Source organism: Bacillus sp. BHET2, from assembly GCF_005938125.1.
In the GTDB taxonomy this organism is placed as follows: Bacteria; Bacillota; Bacilli; order Bacillales; family Bacillaceae_B; genus Rossellomorea.
This window is the reverse complement of sequence record NZ_VCQN01000004.1, coordinates 137,780-158,272: the sequence shown is the minus strand read 5'-3', so window position 1 is coordinate 158,272 and position 20,493 is coordinate 137,780. Positions and strand designations below refer to the sequence as shown.

At 44.3% G+C, this 20,493-nt stretch carries 24 protein-coding genes; all 24 read right to left on the bottom strand.

Annotated elements, in window-relative coordinates; genetic code table 11:
• Positions 1-56 precede the first annotated feature (56 nt).
• On the bottom strand, positions 57-1,016 hold the full coding sequence (locus tag FGG79_RS15955; protein ID WP_138780130.1) for a gluconeogenesis factor YvcK family protein: 960 nt from the start codon (positions 1,014-1,016) through the stop codon (positions 57-59).
• The gene (rapZ, locus tag FGG79_RS15950; protein ID WP_138780128.1) at positions 1,013-1,906 is read right to left on the bottom strand and encodes an RNase adapter RapZ; all 894 of its coding nucleotides are present in this window, start codon (positions 1,904-1,906) and stop codon (positions 1,013-1,015) included. Before rapZ ends, FGG79_RS15955 begins: the two co-directional genes overlap by 4 nt.
• Positions 1,907-1,954: 48 nt before the next feature.
• Positions 1,955-2,413 carry an 8-oxo-dGTP diphosphatase gene (locus FGG79_RS15945; protein WP_138780126.1) on the bottom strand — a complete coding sequence of 153 codons (459 nt, stop codon included), beginning with the start codon at positions 2,411-2,413 and terminating at the stop codon, positions 1,955-1,957.
• 431 nt (positions 2,414-2,844) lie between these two features.
• Positions 2,845-3,561, bottom strand: coding sequence for a GDSL-type esterase/lipase family protein (locus FGG79_RS15940; RefSeq protein WP_138780124.1), 717 nt, complete (start codon positions 3,559-3,561; stop codon positions 2,845-2,847).
• A gap of 188 nt (positions 3,562-3,749) precedes the next feature.
• Complete coding sequence (trxB, locus tag FGG79_RS15935; RefSeq protein ID WP_138780122.1) at positions 3,750-4,697, bottom strand: thioredoxin-disulfide reductase; 948 nt, start codon at positions 4,695-4,697, stop codon at positions 3,750-3,752.
• A gap of 152 nt (positions 4,698-4,849) precedes the next feature.
• Positions 4,850-6,361, bottom strand: coding sequence for a tetratricopeptide repeat protein (locus FGG79_RS15930; protein WP_138780120.1), 1,512 nt, complete (start codon positions 6,359-6,361; stop codon positions 4,850-4,852).
• Positions 6,362-6,486: 125 nt separating this feature from the next.
• The gene (hisIE, locus tag FGG79_RS15925) at positions 6,487-7,116 is read right to left on the bottom strand and encodes a bifunctional phosphoribosyl-AMP cyclohydrolase/phosphoribosyl-ATP diphosphatase HisIE (protein ID WP_138780118.1); all 630 of its coding nucleotides are present in this window, start codon (positions 7,114-7,116) and stop codon (positions 6,487-6,489) included.
• The gene (gene hisF / locus FGG79_RS15920) at positions 7,113-7,871 is read right to left on the bottom strand and encodes an imidazole glycerol phosphate synthase subunit HisF (protein WP_138780116.1); all 759 of its coding nucleotides are present in this window, start codon (positions 7,869-7,871) and stop codon (positions 7,113-7,115) included. Before hisF ends, hisIE begins: the two co-directional genes overlap by 4 nt.
• Entirely contained in the window at positions 7,865-8,599 is a 735-nt protein-coding gene (hisA, locus tag FGG79_RS15915) for a 1-(5-phosphoribosyl)-5-[(5-phosphoribosylamino)methylideneamino]imidazole-4-carboxamide isomerase (RefSeq protein WP_138780114.1), read from the bottom strand. Before hisA ends, hisF begins: the two co-directional genes overlap by 7 nt.
• Complete coding sequence (hisH, locus tag FGG79_RS15910; RefSeq protein ID WP_138780112.1) at positions 8,596-9,237, bottom strand: imidazole glycerol phosphate synthase subunit HisH; 642 nt, start codon at positions 9,235-9,237, stop codon at positions 8,596-8,598. The genes hisA and hisH overlap by 4 nt, the downstream gene beginning before the upstream one ends.
• Positions 9,238-9,240: 3 nt before the next feature.
• Entirely contained in the window at positions 9,241-9,825 is a 585-nt protein-coding gene (gene hisB, locus FGG79_RS15905; protein ID WP_171050988.1) for an imidazoleglycerol-phosphate dehydratase HisB, read from the bottom strand.
• Positions 9,826-9,882: 57 nt separating this feature from the next.
• A complete protein-coding gene (gene hisD / locus FGG79_RS15900) occupies positions 9,883-11,157 on the bottom strand; it encodes a histidinol dehydrogenase (RefSeq protein WP_138780108.1) in 1,275 nt (424 codons plus the stop codon).
• 120 nt (positions 11,158-11,277) lie between these two features.
• Complete coding sequence (gene hisG / locus FGG79_RS15895; RefSeq protein WP_138780106.1) at positions 11,278-11,901, bottom strand: ATP phosphoribosyltransferase; 624 nt, start codon at positions 11,899-11,901, stop codon at positions 11,278-11,280.
• Positions 11,898-13,085, bottom strand: coding sequence for an ATP phosphoribosyltransferase regulatory subunit (locus FGG79_RS15890; RefSeq protein ID WP_138780104.1), 1,188 nt, complete (start codon positions 13,083-13,085; stop codon positions 11,898-11,900). Before FGG79_RS15890 ends, hisG begins: the two co-directional genes overlap by 4 nt.
• A 405-nt stretch (positions 13,086-13,490) precedes the next feature.
• Positions 13,491-14,030, bottom strand: coding sequence for an acyltransferase (locus tag FGG79_RS15885; protein WP_138780102.1), 540 nt, complete (start codon positions 14,028-14,030; stop codon positions 13,491-13,493).
• A complete protein-coding gene (gene ppaX, locus FGG79_RS15880) occupies positions 14,027-14,677 on the bottom strand; it encodes a pyrophosphatase PpaX (protein ID WP_138780100.1) in 651 nt (216 codons plus the stop codon). Before ppaX ends, FGG79_RS15885 begins: the two co-directional genes overlap by 4 nt.
• Complete coding sequence (locus FGG79_RS15875; RefSeq protein WP_138780098.1) at positions 14,649-15,614, bottom strand: nucleoside recognition domain-containing protein; 966 nt, start codon at positions 15,612-15,614, stop codon at positions 14,649-14,651. Before FGG79_RS15875 ends, ppaX begins: the two co-directional genes overlap by 29 nt.
• An 18-nt stretch (positions 15,615-15,632) precedes the next feature.
• Positions 15,633-16,469, bottom strand: a complete 837-nt coding sequence (gene lgt, locus FGG79_RS15870) for a prolipoprotein diacylglyceryl transferase (RefSeq protein ID WP_138780096.1) — start codon at positions 16,467-16,469, stop codon at positions 15,633-15,635.
• 55 nt (positions 16,470-16,524) lie between these two features.
• Positions 16,525-17,460 carry an HPr(Ser) kinase/phosphatase gene (hprK, locus tag FGG79_RS15865; RefSeq protein WP_138780094.1) on the bottom strand — a complete coding sequence of 312 codons (936 nt, stop codon included), beginning with the start codon at positions 17,458-17,460 and terminating at the stop codon, positions 16,525-16,527.
• Between the two features lie 146 nt (positions 17,461-17,606).
• Positions 17,607-18,248, bottom strand: coding sequence for an alpha/beta hydrolase (locus tag FGG79_RS15860; RefSeq protein ID WP_138780092.1), 642 nt, complete (start codon positions 18,246-18,248; stop codon positions 17,607-17,609).
• A gap of 104 nt (positions 18,249-18,352) precedes the next feature.
• Entirely contained in the window at positions 18,353-18,709 is a 357-nt protein-coding gene (locus tag FGG79_RS15855; RefSeq protein ID WP_138780090.1) for a phage holin family protein, read from the bottom strand.
• Positions 18,709-18,912 (bottom strand): PspC domain-containing protein, encoded by a 204-nt coding sequence (locus tag FGG79_RS15850; protein ID WP_138780088.1) that lies wholly within the window; start codon positions 18,910-18,912, stop codon positions 18,709-18,711. Before FGG79_RS15850 ends, FGG79_RS15855 begins: the two co-directional genes overlap by 1 nt.
• Positions 18,913-18,933: 21 nt before the next feature.
• Positions 18,934-20,061 carry a DUF4097 family beta strand repeat-containing protein gene (locus FGG79_RS15845; protein WP_138780086.1) on the bottom strand — a complete coding sequence of 376 codons (1,128 nt, stop codon included), beginning with the start codon at positions 20,059-20,061 and terminating at the stop codon, positions 18,934-18,936.
• 22 nt (positions 20,062-20,083) lie between these two features.
• A complete protein-coding gene (locus tag FGG79_RS15840; RefSeq protein ID WP_138780084.1) occupies positions 20,084-20,398 on the bottom strand; it encodes a magnetosome magnetite crystal formation protein family in 315 nt (104 codons plus the stop codon).
• Positions 20,399-20,493: the final 95 nt, after the last annotated feature.

The window sequence follows — 20,493 nt, the reverse complement described above, 5'->3', positions numbered from 1 at the left end:
CCCCATCACCTCCTAGCAAACGCTTGCACAACCTTATGCACACGAATTTTTGTATATCAGGTTGTCTTTTTTAGATAAGAATAAATAATATCTGCCACTTTCTCTGTGTTATGACGAACAAGATGGTTGTCATAAGAGAGGATTTCTTCTGCTATGACTTCTAACCCCATAGACTTTAATTTATCCACATCAAAGTGAACAGGACTCGCTTGTTCTTTATTGTATCTAGTCTGCACTTCTTTTGGCACCTGCTTCTTATTCACTAAGATATAATCAATGCTTGGTGTTTCCAAATGATCGTACAACGCCTTCACATGATCGCTCGCTGAATAATCGAGTGTTTCCCCTGCCTGGGTCATGATATTGCATATATACATCTTCTTCGCTTCCGCCCTGCATACTGCTTCACCTATTCCAGGAACAAGAAGATTTGGTAATATACTAGTATATAGGCTCCCCGGCCCCATCACAATGAGATCGGCTTCCTTAATGGCACGGAGGGTTTCGCCTAAAGGCTTAATGCTATCAGGCTTTAGAAAAACCCGCTTGATTTTCTTACCAGCTTTCGGAATGGATGATTCTCCTGTCACAATCGTCCCATCTTCCATCTCAGCTTTCAGGATGACGCTTTGATTCGCGGACGGCAACACTTTGCCCTTCACATTTAACACCCTGCTCATTTCCTGGATCGCATGAACGAAGTCTCCTGTTATAGAGGCTAAGGCTGCTATGATCAAGTTCCCTAATGCATGGCCTGATAATTCATTTGTCGTTTCAAACCGATGCTGGAACATTTGTTCAACCAATGGCTCTACTTCTGAAAGAGCAGCCAGGACGTTCCGTATATCTCCCGGAGGCGGAATATCCAAACTGTCACGCAACCGGCCCGAACTGCCCCCGTCATCTGCAACGGTGACAATGGCCGATATATCGATCGGGTGCCGTTTCAATCCCCGGAGCAGGACCGGTAAGCCCGTTCCTCCCCCGATCACGACGACCTTGGGTGTATGTGTCATGTTGTTAGACCCTTTCTCTTCTGGATATCTCGATGAGAAATTTTTGTTTGGTAGTCTTTTTCAAAATAATGTCCAAGATACTCTGCCAGTGCAACCGAACGATGCTGTCCACCTGTACATCCAATTCCTACAACGAGTTGGCTCTTGCCTTCCCGTTTGTATTGAGGGAGCATGAACGACAGTAAATCGGTCACTTTCTCTATGAACTTATTCGTTTCATTCCATTTCAACACATAGGTGGACACTTCTTCATCCAATCCCGTTTTCGGTCGCATATGATCAATATAATGCGGATTTGGCAGAAAGCGAACATCAAACACAAGATCGGCGTCGATCGGGATCCCGTGCTTGAAACCGAATGACACGACGTTCACCGTAAACATCGTCTTTTTATTCACCGAGAATTCCGTTAGAATCTTTTCCCGAAGCTCCCTTGGCTTCATTGTTGACGTAGTATATATTAACTGGGATCGCCCTTTTAATTCTTCAAGGAGCTCCCTTTCCTGACGAATACCTTCGAGAGGTAAACCCGATGGAGCGAGAGGATGAGAACGGCGCGTTTCCTTGTATCGTCTGACAAGGGAAGAATCATCTGCATCCAAATAGAGAATTTTCGGCGACACCCACGAGGTTTCCGCTAATTCGTCCAGTGCTTTAAAAAGATGATCAAAGAATTCTCTTCCCCTAAGGTCCATGACCAGGGCGACCTTATTCATTTTATTACCGGACTCTTTCATCAGTTCCAAAAATTTTGGCAGAAGAGTGGGTGGCAGATTGTCCACACAGAAGAATCCTAAATCTTCAAAACTCTGAATGGCCACTGTCTTACCAGCTCCAGACATCCCCGTTATGATTACCAATTGAACATCGTTCGTAGAACCTGTACTCATACTCTTCCCCCACTTTATCGTTATGTTCTAATAAATACGTTCGCTCGTTTAACTTGGATCTAATCGATAAGATAGTAATTTAAAATCAGGAGTATAGGTAAATGTTCCATAAATCGTATTCTTTCCGTGTAAGAGGTAGTCCAGAATATGATAATCTCCTTCAGCCATCGGCAGATTCTTGATCTCATCAATGGGATGCCATTTAATCTTTCCTTCTTCGGATTCTTGAAGATTGACTCCATCCGCTTCCGTTGCAAAGAAAGAGAACATCATCCATTCTGATGCAATTTGATCGCCATCCTTGATGATGAACGTAAAGACGCCCTTTAAATCAGGATTCTTTAAGTAAATGCCCGTTTCTTCACGATACTCGCGAATGACCGCATCCCGGATCGATTCGCCGGACTCCATCTTTCCACCTGGAGCGACCCACCAATTCCTTCTTGGCTTTTGGAGAAGGAGCACCTTGTCTCCATCTAGATATAAACAATTTGTGACACGTTGCACTACCTTCACCTCAATCTTGATGATTCGGGATCGATGTGTGTATCAGTCCCACTTTCAGTCATTCTCATTCCTTATATTATACTATGATTGTAGACAAGCTACAATGTCTTGGCTTCCTGCATGTGAGGTTGTCGATTTTAATCGAAAGATAATGAGACACGTTTTGACAAGACGCGAGCTGAAGAGGATAGATACAGAAGTAGTGAAATCACTATAACAGGGGGAAAAGGGCAAAAAAATAGACACAGGCGAGTCCTGTGTCGTCTACGAGATTTATTACTTAAAAGGGGGTCAATTTCTTACTTTTTATATTACCCGAAAATTGTTTCACTAGTGTTACAACAGATTTAAAACGGTATTACGGAATTATTAATATTTTGTAATGGAATTAGCGAAAGACGACGAATGCTGCAAGAACCTGTTATTTGCTTTTAAAACTCATAGTTCTTCAGAATTTGATCTGCCATTAATTCATAGCCTTTTCCATTTGGGTGAAGGGAGTCATGAAAATAGTTTTCTTTGGACTTTCCTTTAAATAATGGATTGGTCGTTACATACTTCACGTTCTTGTGTTTTTTCACTTCTTTCATGATGGATGAATTCCAATCGTCTACGTAAGCCTCGATTTTATCGCTATCTTTATCCGGATAAGGATTATATAAACCCAATACGAGGATATCCGCTTCTTTATTGGCTGCTCCGACAATGTTCAAGATTTTATCCAGGTGATCAAGATAATCCTTTTTCGCATCCATGATCTCATCATGGTGTAAAGGGAACAAGTCTCCGCCGTTGTTCTTTATTAAATCATTGGTCCCTATATTTATAATGAATACATTTGCTTCACTTAAGTCCTCCGCTACATCCGGTTTCACGATTTGACCAAGCATCTGATCCGATTGTTGTCCCGGGACTCCAAGGTTTTGGAAGTGATACGTCATTTTGGTATGTTTCTTATTTACTTTCTCTTCTAAACGTCCAATATATCCTTCTTCTTTTTTATCTCCATACCCATAGGTAAGGGAGTCTCCCAATGCAATCACGCGCTTCTTGGATGCTGACTCACTTTCATCAGCAAAGAAACTGAAATAGATAATGGGGATAAGAGCAAATAGCGCGATAACAACTGCGAGTTTGATTATCTTCATCGTTGATCCAACCTTCCGAAATTAACTGAGATGACTTTCATAATAATCGTTATTCCCTATTGAAGGGACTGTAATCCTGTTTAATTATGGAAATGATTGAATGTGGTGGCAGTTTCTAATGAGCAGTGTTTGATTCCAAATAAAAAAGCCTTACGAAGGGAGACATCCCTTCGTAAGGCTTTTTTCTATTAACCGTTTTTGACTTTTTCTTTTAGCTCTTCGATGTAATGTTGAGCTGTTTGGGCAGCGATACTTCCGTCACCTGTTGCAGTAACGATTTGGCGAAGTTGCTTTTCACGTACATCGCCGGCTGCAAAGATTCCAGGAACCTTGGTTTCCATTTGTTCATTCGTTTCAATGTACCCTTCCGAGTTAAGAATGCCAAGGTTGGCAAATGGTTTCGTCAGAGGCAGCATTCCGATGTAGATGAAGACACCATCCGCTTGGAAGTCTTTTTCTTCTCCATTTTCAGTGGACACTAGGGTCACACTTCCAACTTTTCCATCCTTATCATTGATTTCTTTAATCGTATGGTTCCAAATGAAATCAACTTTCTCGTTATCAAAGGCACGCTGTTGCAAAATCTTTTGAGCACGAAGTTCATCGCGGCGATGAACAATCGTCACTTTGTTAGCGAATCTTGTCAGGTAAACCCCTTCTTCTACGGCAGAGTCTCCTCCACCGACTACTACAAGGTCTTTCCCTTTAAAGAATGCTCCGTCACATACTGCACAGTAAGAAACTCCGCGTCCACCAAGTTCTTTTTCACCTGGTACACCGATTTTTTTGTATTCTGCACCGGTCGTTAGAATAACGGAACGGGCTTTGAATTCTTTTGAACCAGTTTTGATGGTTTTGAACTCTTCTCCATCAACGATTTCTTTGATGTCTCCGTACGCGTATTCCGCACCGAATTTCTTCGCATGATCAAACATTTTATTAGAAAGATCAGGTCCAAGAATATGGTCGAAGCCAGGGTAGTTCTCCACTTCTTCCGTATTCGCCATTTGACCGCCCGGTACTCCTCTTTCAAGCATAAGTGTTGAAAGACTTGCACGTGACGTATAAACAGCTGCAGTCATTCCTGCAGGGCCTGCACCTGCAATAATTACATCATAAATTTTCTCTTCAGACATAATGACATTCTCCCTTCCCAAACAATCGTAAACATTTGCTTTATTTAAATACTATGGATAGAGGTTGATATGGTGCTTGAGCCTTCCATCCATAGTATTAACTTCCTACATCCATCCTATAAAAAATAGGGACGTATCGTCCAAAAATATGCTCATGGAAGGTAACTTTCCACAACAGCAATATATTTGGTCAAGGTACTTGCAGATAAATCGAATCGGTCACAAAGCTCTTTTTTCGTCACCTTATCATTCCGCAGTCGTTTCCAAACGTATTCCGTTGCCGCTGCAAATGCTTTTGCATTCTTGAAGGTTTCCCGTTCTTTGATCCCCCGATATGCAATCGTAAACCAGGTAAGGAACAACCCGGATTCCACACTGGTAATTGGATGATGCTCGCCGTAGAGATGCAGAGCGACTTGATGCATATTCTGAATTTCCTGGTTCACCTTAATCGAACTATTCCCCTTGCTATTTAGCACTTGTGCCAAATAAACCTTCTCGACAATCGATAGGTCTTCCACATCACAGAAATCCCCGTGGGTAAGGATGGCCCTTTGATTATCAGAGATGGACGTCAGGAAGAGACCGAATAATTTCTCTTCTGTATAGTCACTTTGAAGCTTTTTTAAAATCGATGTGACGTGATTTTCAAAGCCTTCTGCTTTCTTTTGATCGTTCCAAGGCTCAAGACCTTCTTTTTCAGGATTGATTTCCAATACTTTTTTCCATGCACTGCGGGCTGTATCTCCGTGTCCCGTTTCATGGGCAGAATAAGACAACCAGTAATAGAAGCTTGCATCTCCCTCAAAGCCGATCTTCTGAAGATACTTCAACCAATCATACGCTCTCTTTGAATGACCAATCAGCGCAAACGTAGCTCCAAGCTTGTAACGGTGCTCATGAAGCAAGGGACGGACCTTCTCAAGACCCTGGATCAATTCATCCAACTCGTCCTGACGCTTCTGATAGAAATAAAAAACAGCCGTATTGCATAGGGCATGGAGGTTTCCTGGGTTCTTCTCCAACACCTCTTCAAGGGTATCGGACGCTTTATCAACTTCCCCTAAGTAGAAGTAGGCAAGTGCTAGATTATTATAAGCTGACCAAAACTCAGGATAATCCGCTATCACCTGTTGCAATGTGTCCACGGCTTTTTGAAAATGACCCGACTCCAGAAGATCCCTTGCTTTTTCCTGCTGAACGATAAGCTCATCATGCTCGTATAAATCATCTAGAATCAGGTCGGAATCAAGTTCCAGAAGCTCTACTAAATCTTCTGCGTCCTCGACGAATTCACCATACTCCTCTTTCTCCAAATAAGCGGAGACCTGCTCGTACGCCTCTTTAAATAAGCCTAAATGGGCATAGTTGTTGGCTAAGAAATAATGGCATTCAGTCATATGGGGATCAAGATCATCCACTATTTTAAGCAATAAATCATTGGAACGCTTGTATTCACCAAGTTCTGTATACACAATCGATAATTGACAGGCAATCATCGGCTCTATTGGTTCTAATTGAAATGCTCTATTTAAATATTTTAATGATTTCTTAAGCTCTCGACGTTGATATGCTTTCATCCCTTTATTGTAGTAATACTCGCCAGTCGGGACAAAAGACAACACTTTCGCTTGTTCACTACCTAATTTTGACCCTTTTCTCATCAAAGTCCTCCGAAACGTTCATAGTATAACTACAGTAGTATATCATACAATACCCTTGTACTAAACTACCATATTTTGAGGGACGGACCTTTGCCTCGGCAGGCAAAGGTCCGTCCCTCAGGGAGTTATTTATTATGACGTTCCACCAAGACTTCGAGCACGTCTCCGAGTGGAAGTTTTTGTTCTCTCAACAGGACAAGGACGTGATAAAACAGGTCGGCAACTTCCCATTTCAGTTCCTCACTGTCTCTGTTTTTCGCTGCAATAATCACTTCTGACGCTTCTTCGCCTACTTTTTTCAGGATTTTGTCTACTCCTTCTTCAAAGAGGTAGGTTGTGTATGCTCCTTCAGGTCTGTCGATTTCACGATCTTCAATCAGCTTTTCCAAAGTAAGCAGGATATTTTCGGTCGATGATTTCTCCTCACCGTATACCCCTTCATGGAAGCAGCTTTCTTCTCCGGTATGACAAGCTGGCCCGTTTTTATCAACGAAGACAAGGAGAGCATCTTTGTCGCAATCCCACGTGATGTTTATGACTCGTTGGGTGTGCCCGCTTGTTTCTCCTTTGTGCCATAGCTCTTGGCGTGACCGGGAATAAAACCATGTTTCTCCTGTCTCCACGGTTTTCTTAAGTGATGATTCATTCATATAGGCTAGTGTTAATACCTCTTTTGTTGCTGCATCTTGAACGATTGCAGGCACTAAACCCTTTTCATCGTACTTAACCGAAGCAATCCAATCAATATTTGTCATCGTACATGCACCTCCTGCTCTCGTAAGTAGCTCTTTACTTCTTCTACGCTTGTTTCTTTATAGTGAAAGATGGATGCTGCAAGTGCTGCATCTGCTTTGCCCTCAGTAAATACCTCTTTAAAGTGTTCAGCATTCCCTGCTCCGCCTGAGGCGATCACCGGAATGGATACCGCTTCGCTTATGGCCTTGGTTAGAGGCAGGTTAAAGCCTTTTTTCTCTCCATCACTATCCATGCTGGTAAGGAGTATTTCCCCTGCACCAAGGGATTCTACTTCCCTTGCCCATCCAACGGCATCCAGATCTTTCAGTTTCCTTCCCCCGTGAGTGTAGACCTTCCAAGACTTGCTCTCTTCATCATACTTGGCATCGATGGCCACGACGATGCATTGAGATCCGAAATAGTCAGCCCCTTCACGGACAAGCCCGGGACGAAGGACGGCTGCTGTGTTGAGTGAAACCTTATCGGCACCTGCCCGCAGGATGGCCTTCATATCTTCTACTGAATTAATTCCCCCACCAACTGTAAAAGGAATCGCCAGTTCCGCAGCCACATGCTGAACGACTTCCACCATCGTTTTCCGCCCTTCATGTGATGCTGATATATCCAGGAAAACTAATTCATCGGCCCCTTGCTCATCGTATACTTTTGCAAGTTCAACAGGATCTCCTGCATCGCGTAGCTCTAGAAACTGAATCCCTTTCACCACCCGGCCGTCCTTTACATCCAAACACGGGACAATCCGTTTCGTTAACATGTCTTCACCTCATTTACCGCTTCACTCACCGTGAACTTTCCTGTATAAAGTGATTTTCCGCAAATGGCACCAGTTACCCCTTTATTTTCGTATTGCTTCAATGTTTTCAAGTCTTCCAATGAGCTAATGCCGCCAGAGGCAATCACTGATTTGCCCGTTTGTTCAGCTAAGTCTGTGACAGCTTCCACATTGGGTCCGGATAACATTCCGTCTGTAGCAATATCGGTAAAAATGAACGTTTCTGCACCAGCTTCAGCGAGTTCTTTGCCAAGATCGACGGCTTTCTGCGAAGAGGTTTCCAGCCAGCCATGCGTCGCTACATAGCCATCCTTTGCATCGAGACCAATCGCGATCTTCTCACCATATTCCGCCAGCCATTCCTTCACTAGTTCCGTGTTGGAAACTGCGATACTGCCGATGATGACACGATCAACACCTCGTTTTAAATAATGCTCGATATCTTCTTTGGAGCGAATGCCTCCGCCGATTTGCACCTTGGCACCAAGCTTCTCTGCAACGGCAATCACGAATTCATCATTGATCCGGGAGCCTTCCTTTGCCCCATCAAGATCGACCATGTGAATCCATTCGGCCCCTTCGTCCACAAATTTCTTCGCCATGTCAAAGGGAGAATCCCCGTACACCGTTTCTTGATTATAATCCCCTTGCACTAAACGTACGCATTTCCCGCCTCGCATATCGATGGCTGGATAGATTGTAAAACTCATGAAACCACCTCCGATTCCTTCACCCGTTTTGTAAAGTTCTCAAGCAGCTGCATTCCAAGCTCACCGCTTTTTTCAGGATGAAACTGCATGCCATATATATTGTCGCGACTAACGACCGCAGGGATTTCGACGCCTGCATAGTCAGCACTTGCTGCTATCACGTCTTTGGACCCTTCGTGGACGTAATAGGAGTGGACGAAGTAAACATACCCTTCCGTCAATCGTTCCAGAAGAGGCGAGTTTTTTTGGTAGCGTAGAAGATTCCAGCCCATGTGAGGGACCTTATATGAATTTCCTGTACTATCTTCCTTAGGGATGTAAAGCACTTCACCAGGAAGCAGACCCAATCCCTTCGTCTCTCCATTCTCCATGCTTTTATCGAATAAAAGCTGCATACCTAAACAAATGCCTAAAAGAGGCTTTCCACTCTGGGCAAACGTGTGGATGGTTTCTTTTAGATGAGTCGTTTCAAGAAGGTTCATGGCGTCTTTAAATGCGCCTACCCCTGGTAAAATCAACCCATCTGCGTTCAAAAGTTCCTCTTGATGGTCACTGATAAAGTAAGGGACGTTCAAGCGTTCAAGTGCTTTACTGACGCTGAACAGATTCCCCATTCCATAATCTACAATCCCGATCATGAATTATAACATTCCCTTCGTCGACGGAATCCCTTTTACACGTGGATCAATCGTCGTTGCTTCATCCAGGGCCCGACCGAGCGCTTTAAAGATCGCTTCAATGATGTGGTGCGTATTGTGACCGTAATGCACGATGACATGGAGGTTCATTCTCGCTTCAAGGGCAAACTTCCAAAGGAATTCATGAACATTCTCCGTATCGAATGTTCCGACTTTCTGACTTGGAAGCTCTGCACGGAACTCAAGGTGAGGACGATTACTAAGGTCCACCACGACTTGTGCAAGGGCTTCATCCATTGGGACCATGGCTGATCCGTAACGCTTGATGCCTTTTTTGTCACCAAGTGACTCTAGTAATGCTTGTCCCAAACAAATGCCTATATCCTCTGTCGTATGGTGATCATCCACCTCAATATCTCCATCCGCCTCAATCGTACAATCGAATTGTCCGTGTTTCGTGAACAAATCCAACATGTGACTCATAAACGGTACTCCCGTCTCAATTTTCGAGTTCCCTTCCCCATCAATTCCAAAATTCAAACGGATATCCGTCTCATTCGTCTTACGCACAATCTCTGCACTTCTCACCATGATGTCCTCCTTTTTGGAGGGACGGACCTCTCTTTAGAGGTCCGTCCCTCTTCCTTATTTCTCTTTATCGAACCTGATTTCCACTGCGCGGGCGTGGGCCTCTAGTCCCTCTAAGCGGGCAAGTTTCGCGATTTTTTGGTAGTTTTTCTCCAGGGCTGTTTCACTATATGAAATTACACTCGTCTTTTTCATAAATTCGTCTACATTCAATGGACTTGAGAAGCGGGCTGTCCCGTTCGTCGGCAGGACGTGATTCGGGCCGGCAAAATAATCCCCGACAGGCTCCGAGCTGTAACGTCCCAGGAAAATCGCTCCGGCATGACGGATTTTCGCCATCGTTTCAAGCGGCTTTTCCGTTAAAATTTCCACATGCTCTGCTGCGAGTTGATTGACTACATCGATTCCTGCTTCGATATCCCGCGTCACGTAGATGGTTCCGAAATCATGGATGGACTGACGGGCGATGTCTTCTCTCGGAAGGGAAGCGAGCTGAATTTCGACTTGTATGGATACTTGCTCTGCCAATGAAGACGAATTCGTCACGAGAACGGCAGAAGCTAACACATCATGTTCGGCTTGGGATAGGAGATCCGCGGCAATTTCATCCGCTCGCTGATGCTCATCTGCCAGAATCACAATCTCACTAGGACCAGCGATCATATCAATGTCCACATCGCCGAACACTTCCCGTTTAGCAAGGGCGACAAAGATATTCCCCGGTCCTGTGATTTTATCTACAGGCGTGATCGATTCCGTTCCATACGCCAGTGCGGCTATGGCTTGGGCACCACCAACTTTGAAGATATCTTCCACTCCGGCAACTTTAGCTGCCACGAGTACGCCGGGAGATAGCTTTCCATCCTTTCCAGGAGGGGAAACCATAGTGATTCGTTTGACTCCGGCCACTTTAGCAGGTACTACATTCATCAACACTGAGGAAGGATACGCGGCTGTGCCCCCTGGAACGTACACGCCTACAGAATCGAGCGGTGTCAGCTTCTGACCGAGCATCGTTCCATCCTCGTTCGTTGTAAACCATGAATTCCTCTTTTGCTTACTATGGAAATCACGTATGTTATCGGCCGCTTCTTCAATGATCGACACCATCTCTGAATCCAAAGAGTCAAAGGCTTCTTCTATTTCATTTTCGGATACCTTGTAGTTCTCTAATTGAACACCATCGAATTTCTCTGTACACTCACGAACAGCTTGATCGCCGTTCTGCTGAACAGAAGCAATAATCTCCTGAACCGCCTTGCGCTGCTCCTCCGTGCCACTATCAACGGAGCGCTTGATCGACGCCCCACTTATATCCTTAACAACCTTCATTGCATTCACCAACCTTTAGTGAGGGACGGACCTTTATTTTCGTCATTAATCCGCCCCTTAAACTCTATTTAACCTTGATCCTATGCATTTTCGAACCTCGTTCTGAAAGGTCCGTCCCTCTTACCCGATGATGCGTGTCAGGCGGGTGACGAGGTCTTCGATTTTTTCGTCTTTCATGCGGTAGCTGACCGGGTTGACGATGAGGCGTGAGGTGATGTCTACGATGGTTTCGTATTCAACGAGTCCGTTTTCCCTTAAGGTTCTCCCTGTCGAAACGATGTCTACTATCCGGTCGGCAAGTCCGATCAGGGGAGCGAGTTCGATGGAACCGTTCAGTTTGATGATTTCCACTTGTTCCCCTTGCTCCCGAAAGTAAGATGACGCGACATTAGGATATTTGGTCGCGATCTTCGGTGCCACATCGCTCATTTTCGTATTCGGCAATCCCGCTACCGCTAAGTAACAGCCGCTGATCCGCAAATCGAGGAGCTCATAGACGTCCCGTTCTTCTTCAAGCATGACGTCCTTCCCGGCAATCCCTAAGTCAGCAACTCCATGTTCAACATAAGTCGGAACATCCATCGGCTTCGCCAGGATAAAGCGCAAGTCTTCCTGTGGCACTTCGATGATCAGCTTTCTCGAATCATCGAACTCCGGGGGCAGATTATAATCCGCCTTTCTCAATAGTTCCACCGCTTCTTCAAATATCCTGCCTTTAGGCATAGCTATCGTTAACCCACTCATGAAGTTTCACCGCCTTTCGGGTCCTGTCCTACAACGAAGTGCACATTGCTGAACCCCTTTGTGAATTCATCCACATCTCCTACGCCCTTCCAGTTCTGCAACACGACCTCGGTTCCTTCACTTCTCAGCTCATGCGCGAGACCAATTGCTTCTTTCCTCCGCTCATCACTGAACAGTACACATTGCTGAAGGGTGGAAGATAGCTCGATCTGCATTGCTTCAAGCACATAGTCAAGACGTAATCCGAATCCCGTGGCCCCTGAATTTTTTCCGAATTTTTCAAGGAGCTTGTTGTAGCGGCCTCCATTTCCGATGGCAAAGCCGACATTCTCCCCATACACTTCAAATAATATGCCTGAATAATAACTCATATGGCTCACAAGACTTAAGTCGAACTTAACGTATTGTGCCACATCATAATCGTATAAAATACTCCATAATTCTTTCAGTTGTTCTAAAGCACGGAGCCCTCGATCACCTTCTAATAGGGAGTGAGCTTCAAGAAGGATATTTTCCGATCCCCGTAATTGCAGAAAGCGGAAGAGTCGCTCCTTATCAATGGAGGAAAGAGCCAACTCATTAACATGCTTACGATATCCAACATAATTCTTCTCATATAAATATCTTCTTAACGTATCCGCTCGTTCTTCCGTTCCTACGATTTGTGTGAACAGTTCCTGAACGAATCCAATATGGCCGATGGAAATTTTAAAATGCTCCAAGCCTGCCTCTTTTAACACGGACACCATCAGGGCAATTACCTCAGCGTCGGCACTGACAGAATCATCACCGATGCATTCGATTCCAACCTGCTCAAATTCGGCCGGACGACCACCTTCCCGTTGCTGGGCTCTGAACACAGAATTAGAATAAGCCAGTCGGAGCGGTGCTTCATCTTTTAATAATTTTGACGCTGCAATGCGGGCGATCGGCGCTGTCATATCGGGTCTCAATACAAGGGTATGCCCCTGCTGATCCAGTAGCTTGAAGAGCTGCTGATCAAGGATGGCCGATGCTTCCCCGACGGTTTCATAATATTCAAGGCTTGGGGTTTCTATAAACTTGTATCCCCACAGCTTCATGGTTTGTTCCATATTCTTTTTCGTCTGATCTTTGATTTCGTATAAATCAGGAAATGTATCTCTCATTCCCAATGGCTTCTCGAACATAAATAACTTAGTCATAACAACCACCTTTGGCGTATTAAATATTCATCTATTTTTCCCCGTTTCAGGGATTGCTACTAATACTGGAGTATTCAGAAATCCTTTAGTTCGCTAATGTGATAATGAAATAAAGTTATTTGTAGTGTAGCGTTTCTTTTTTTATTCGTCAACCGTTTGTTGGGTTGATTTTTAGTGTGATTGATGGTTCTTTAGGCGTGGGTTTGCGTGCAGTTGATTTTATCTGCGGGAATGGAACTTTATCTGCCATTTTCAACATATATCTGCCGAATTTACTTTTTAGCTATTTAGCTGCCAAAATCTCGATATATCTGCCATTCGTCGAATTCCGTCATCCCCTCCTCAACTCTCTTTCCTCAACAAAAAAAGGCAAAGATAGCATTCACTCTATCTTTGCCTTTTCCCTTATTCTTCTTTTTTCAATCCATAGATGGCGTCTTCCCGCCACCTTTCAGCCAATTCATCTTTCGTATATATGATTTTCATAGGGTTTCCACCAACGAACGCCCCGTCTGGAACGTCTTTATGCACAAGGGTTCCCGCTGACACGATGGCACCGTCGCCAATCTTCACACCCGGTAAAACCGTAGTATTAGCACCGATCATGACTTCCGATCCGATTTCAACAGCACCCAGTCGATATTCCTTGATTAAATATTCATGGGCCAGGATCGTCGTATTATACCCGATGACCGTGTTTCGACCGACTGAAATCTTCTCTGGAAACATCACATCGAGCATCACCATCAGGGCGAATGAAGTGTGCTCACCGATGTTCATCTTTAAGAACGTCTTGTACAACCAGTTCTTCATTCCTAAAAATGGCGTGTAGCGGGCGAGTTGGATGACAATGAAATTTTTGACGACCTTCCCAAAAGGAACAGTCTTATAAACATGCCAAAGGGAATTTGCTCCTTCTACAGGGTAGCGGGTCGTCCGTCTCATGCCGTCGGTGCTCCGACGATCTTCAGTAAATCCTTCATGTTCTCAAGCATAAAGTCTGGTTCGTAATGAGCCAGATGCTCTCTTCCTTTCGCACTCCATGCGACACCAGCAGATAAGACACCGGCATTTTTCCCAGCTAAAATATCGTGGTGGTTGTCTCCGATCATTATAGCTTCACCGGGTAGAGATCCCAAAGCCACCAATGCTTTCTCGATTGGCTCAGGGTGCGGCTTCGCGTTCTCCACCTCATCCATCGTGATGATGACCTCAAAGAAGGGACGAAGCTTCATCAGATCCAATCCTTTTAACACGACATCCCGTACCTTCGTTGAGACAATCGCTAACTTATATCCGTTTTCGTACAGCGTTTGAACGGTTTCATACACACCCTCAAATTCCGTGACGAGGGAATCATGATGTTCATGATTGTAAGCACGATAATGAGCACACATTTCGTCCACCCGGTCAGGATTCAATCCTCCGAACGACTCTTCTAAAGGGGGTCCCATGAAAGGATGAACGTCCTCTTCCTCATATTGTCCTGGATAATAGTGATTCAATGTATGCAAAAATGATGAAATGATAAGATCGTTGGTATTGATCAATGTTCCATCCAAATCAAATAATATTGTTGTAATCCTGCTCATAATGCAGCTCCTTTTTTTTCTTAGCATCGACTTTGTTCCAACTATACGCCACAATTAGCGTCAGCAGGATGGCGGTTACCAGCCTAATTAACAGCAATGGCAGCACAGATATCCCGAGGGGAAGAAAGATTAATGTATCCTCCACCACCGCATGGCATGCGACTAAAAAGATGAAAGCAATTGTAACATCCTTCTTGCTTACCCCATCTTCTTGGACCGCCTGGATCATCACACCAGCCCCGTAGGCAAGACCGATGACGAGACCTGCCACCATCGTAGCGGATGTATTCTCATTCATACCCAGCGCCCGTGTTGCAGGGGACATCCAGCGTGTGAACACGTCCATCCATTTCAAATCTTTCATCACTTGAATGATCATCATGAGGGGGATGACGATTAGCGCCAATTGGAGAACGCCGTACCCTGCTTTTTCCAGCCCGAGCAGGATGATTTCTCCCCATCCGTTAGGGTCTGCTTGCTGAGGGGGCATCATCCCATATTTGGCCATATCAGAGCCGCCACTCCAGACAAGATTGATGACAACGGCAGATAGAAGGGCAAGCCCGATCCTCACCGTAACAATCAGCCAGATTTTCACGCCCACCTTTGAGGCTACCGTTGATTCGATGAACAGATTATGTGAAAAGGAAAGCATCACCGCGATGATGAACACTTCCTTTACGGTTAAATCAAGGGACAAGATTCCTCCGATTCCTGCATAGAGGTTAAGGAAATTCCCCAACACAAGAGGAATCGCCGCATCACCAGATAAACCGAGGAGCTTCATAAATGGTGAAATTTTCTCCATGATCCACGGAAGGACAGGTGTGTACTGCAGCAAAAAGACGATCAATGTAATCGGAAAGATGACCTTGCCCAGTGACCAGGTTGTTCTAAGACCTACCAAGCCGCCATTTTTCAGAGATGACAACCACAAACTCCCCACTCCCCTTCGTTAAGCGTTTACGCTGTCCGTCTTCTCATCATAGGCTTTCTTCGCAAGACCTGCTTTTCTTCTGTAGAAGAAGACCCCGATCGCTGCAATGATGAGAACAACGGAAATGACCTGGGCGAATCGGAAAGAACCCCACATCAGACTATCTGTTCGAAGTCCCTCTACATAGAAACGGCCAATGGAATACCAGACCACATATGCAAGGAACAATTCTCCCCGTCGCAGCCAGCCCGCTTTTCTTCTCAGGACAAGAAGCATGATTAGCCCTGCAAAGCTCCAAAGGGATTCATATAGAAATGTTGGGTGATAATACGCCCCGTCGATATACATTTGATTAATGATGAAGTCAGGCAGCCAAAGGTTTTCTAGAAATGCACGTGACACTTCTCCACCATGTGCCTCTTGGTTAACAAAATTACCCCAACGCCCGATTGCCTGACCCAATATAATACTGGGTGCAGCAATATCCGTAAGCTTCCAGAAAGACAGCCCCTTTATTTTCGCAAATACAACTGTCGTCAGGACCGAACCAATCAGCGCACCATGAATGGCAATTCCACCATTCCACACTTTAATGATATCGCCTGGATGATCGGCATAGTAATTGTCCCACTCAAAGATGACATAATAGGCCCGGGCACAAATGATGGCGATCGGAATCGCCCATACAAGCAAATCAATGAAAGTATCAGGATGAAGACCTAATCGTTTGCTTTCACGAATGACTAAATAGAGTCCCAATGCGATCCCAAGGCCGATAATGACACCGTACCAGTGTACTTGGATAGGTCCCAGTGAAATCGCAATAGGATCAATTGGCGTAATGTTCTCGTTCATTTTGTCTCTCCCTCTTTACATTTTATGGTTAAAGCGATGTAGATGGTATGTACCTTCAGATATCTTCATTTTCCCCGTCTTCGATCACATCGGACAAACGGTTTGTAAATTGTTCTGCCGCATTCACTCCCATACGTTTCAGGCGGAAGTTCATGGCAGCCACTTCAATGATGACAGCCAAGTTTCGTCCTGGACGAACCGGAACGGTCAGCTTTGTAATATCCGTATCGATGATTCTCATCTTTTCTTCTTCTAGACCAAGGCGGTCATACTGCTTCGTTTTATCCCATAATTCTAAATTGATGCATAGGGTAATGCGCTTATAACTGCGGACGGCTCCGGCACCGAATAACGTCATCACATTAATGATCCCCAAACCACGGATCTCTAACAAATGTTCAATCAACTCCGGGGAACTTCCGATCAATGTATCCATGTCTTCCTGACGAATTTCAACACAGTCATCGGCTACAAGGCGGTGTCCTCTCTTCACAAGCTCGAGAGCTGTTTCACTTTTACCCACACCACTTTTCCCTGTGATCAACACTCCAACTCCATAAATATCGACCAATACACCGTGAATGGCCGTTGTCGGAGCAAGCTTGCTCTCCAAATAGTTGGTTAGTCTTGAGGAAAAACGTGTTGTTTTCATAGAGGAGCGCATGACAGGGACATCAAATCGATGGGACGCCTCCACGAGCTCAGGCGGGATTTCAAGATCTCTGGAAATGATGATACCAGGTGTGATATCGGTACAAAGAGCTTCCATTCTCCGCTTACGTTCTGCTTCATCTAAAAGTTCCAGGAAGGATAACTCGGTTTTCCCTAATAACTGAATCCGTTCTGCGGGATAGTAGTTGAAATAACCTGCGATTTCTAACCCTGGGCGGGATATATCACTCGTTGTAATCGGTCTATGTAAACCTTCTTCTCCACCGACAAGCTCTAAATTGAACTTTTCGACGATATCTTTTGTGCGAACTTTCTCCACAAGTAGCTCCTCCTTCATGTTACACTCGCTTCATATTCATAACGTTTCTTACTCTAACCTATTTTAGCAATTATAAAGAAAAGCGCAAGGTAGCTTACTCGTCACACGCTAACGCCGAAAAAAAAGCACAGACTTTGCTGCGCTTCTTAAAATGCTTCGATGACTGACATGATTTCTTTATGGGTGATAAGGGAATCGAGGACATGGAAGTCGTGTTCCAAGCTGTGATTGGCCCCTTTGATCAAATGCAATTGCAAACGGGGATTCGTTTTCAATTCATTAAATCGATCTTCCTGATATTGACGATCCTCATCACCTATGATGCAGATCCCCTGTTGCTCGCTTTTCAATAAGGCTTGAAACACGTCCTCCTCTTTCAGCAATGGCGTTAACCAGACGAGCTTAGCATCCTGAAGATAATCTTTGGCCAAATCATCACTCAAGGCAATCGTACCGAAGGACTTAGCGACAATGTACACATGAGAATAGCTTTTTTCTTTAAAAATGTGCTCAAGTACCTTCTTCACGTCAACCTTCAACGCATCATCTATTTCTTCCACTGAGAGTCCTTCATAGTCACGGGTGGTATATTGATAGTTGATATGTAACACATCGAATCCCTTATTCAGATAGATCCCCGTCGAGTAATGTAATAATGGAGCCTGAACTGTATAGCCTAGCCCTGGTAACAGGATGGCGATGCCTTCAGCCTTCTCCACATTATTTAATAGAGTGTATGGTACATCCATGTCTCGATACCCTTTGATCACATTTGCTGTCATATTCATTTGCTTCTCCTCCTATTACCAATGATTTCTATTTCAGTGGAAGGATTTCCTTTTTTTAACCACAAAAAACCCTGGCTTATGTTCAAGCCAGGGTTTTTTGTTTTTTACTTCTCTTTCATCGGTTCAAGCACCGCTTTTTGTATTACCAAATTGGCAAGTGACAATATGATGGATGCCAGAAACGCCATACCAAAACCAGATAACTCAAAACTGCTTCCCATCAATCCATCCGTCAAAAGGAGCGTGATGGCGTTAATGACGAACAGAAACAGTCCAAGAGATAAAATCGTGACCGGTAGCGTGAGGATAATCAAAATCGGCTTCACGAGGACATTCAAAATCGATAAGATGAAGCTTGCCCCGATGGCAGCGGCAATCCCTGACACTGCGAATCCTTCGAAAAATCCGGCCATTGCAATGAAAATGACTGCATTAATTAAAATTCCAATAATCCATCTCATTATCTGATGGCTTCCTCCTCATGTGGCAGCACGAAGGCCAATAAACCGTAGATGACGACTAGAGGAAAGAATCCCGTCGGAATGAGCAGGATGATGAAAATCACCCTTAGAATCGTTGCATCGATTCCCACATAACGTGACAAGCCCCCAATCACCCCGGCAAGCTTTCTGTCAGACCTTGATCGTGCCAATTGTTTTTTCATCGTTATACCTTCCTTCTCATCTTATGCGTTGTCCTTATTAACATTCTTCTGTTCATACTTTTTTATGAGGACAGATCCTGCTTTTGTTTCTGCAAACAGATGCAGCTTATCTAAAGAGTCGGTTTTACGACTGAATCGAATCGATTTCTGAACCACTTCATTTTTTTCTTCTAATACATCAATACCCGGGAGCTCAAGCTTAAAACCACCGAAGTTTGATTTGGCCTCTCCTGAAATGTTGATGTTTTCAGGAACAAATAAATCGATGTTACCCGTTACCGTTTTGGCATGAAGTGTGTCAGCTTTCTCCCCAGTCAAGGCACACACGACATTTCCGTTCAAGGATTGCACATCAGAATAGGAAATATCGCCTTCCACATGAACCTTGCCATTAATGGATTCTGCTTCAACATGATCGGCTTTCGCATTTAAGATTGAGATCGCGCCGTTGGATGTCTCCACTTCCGCTTTCTTCGCTGTCAGGTGATCGATATGGATCTTACCATTTGCAGCTTTGGCACGAAGATCCTGAACTTCCAAATGCTCCGCTTTCAATCCTCCATTAAATAGGCGGACAGAAATCCGCTTGTATTGATGCTTTGGAATGTACAGTTTCGAATCCACCTTCATCCACTTCAATTGCGTCGAGTAATATAGTGTATCCTCATCAATTGCAAAGGACGTATTCTCCATGAACTGCTTTCTCGCCTCTTCATGGTCTTCTGTACGATACACCTTGGCATCGCATTCCACCCGGACTTCCTCACCATCCCAAGGAATCAGCTCAACCTTCCCGTTGGCTACATCTATATCAATCTTCTCAAAATCCGTATTTGCCTGTTGGTACACATGGGACAGCTCCACCGATTGATTCCACTGGAAGTCAAAGTCGAAATTCTTGATCTTACTTACCGCCGTATTCATGAAATCAAGAAGCTTATCTTTCGGCCTGCTTGAGTAGGATGAATGGTCTTTTTCTTCCTTTTTTTCATCCTGAAAGATGGACACAAATTCATCAAGGAAATCCTTTTCTTTTTCCTTAGACGTATTTGGATTTTTATCAAGTGCCTCTAACAATGCTACTGCTTCCTGTGCCGAAATCGTCCCTTTTTCCAACATATCCAAAATGCGTTTACGTTCTTCATTCATACTCTTTCATCCCCTTTACTGATTATAAAAGTACTTTAATGCCCTTATACACATTCCACATGACTACGACAACACTAAGTAATATAGCTAATCCGATCATGATGACAGTGAATACCGGCAATCCCGCGCCACTCGCGAAAACCCCTATATCCATAAACACCCCTGCAATAATAAAGGGCACCACAATGACCGGTAACAAATGGGATAAGAAGGCTGCTTTTGCATCTTTTTTCACGTACTGATCATCGGATACAAAATACACGATAAGCGGAAAAAGGAAGCCGGCAAAGAATATACTAAAATAGCATAGCGCTGATAATACTTTATTGGTTTCCATATCCATCATCTCCTCTACTCTTATTTACGATACGTGGAGGAAAAGGTTTCAATGCATTTGATTATAATCTTATTTTCACACACAGGAAATGTTCT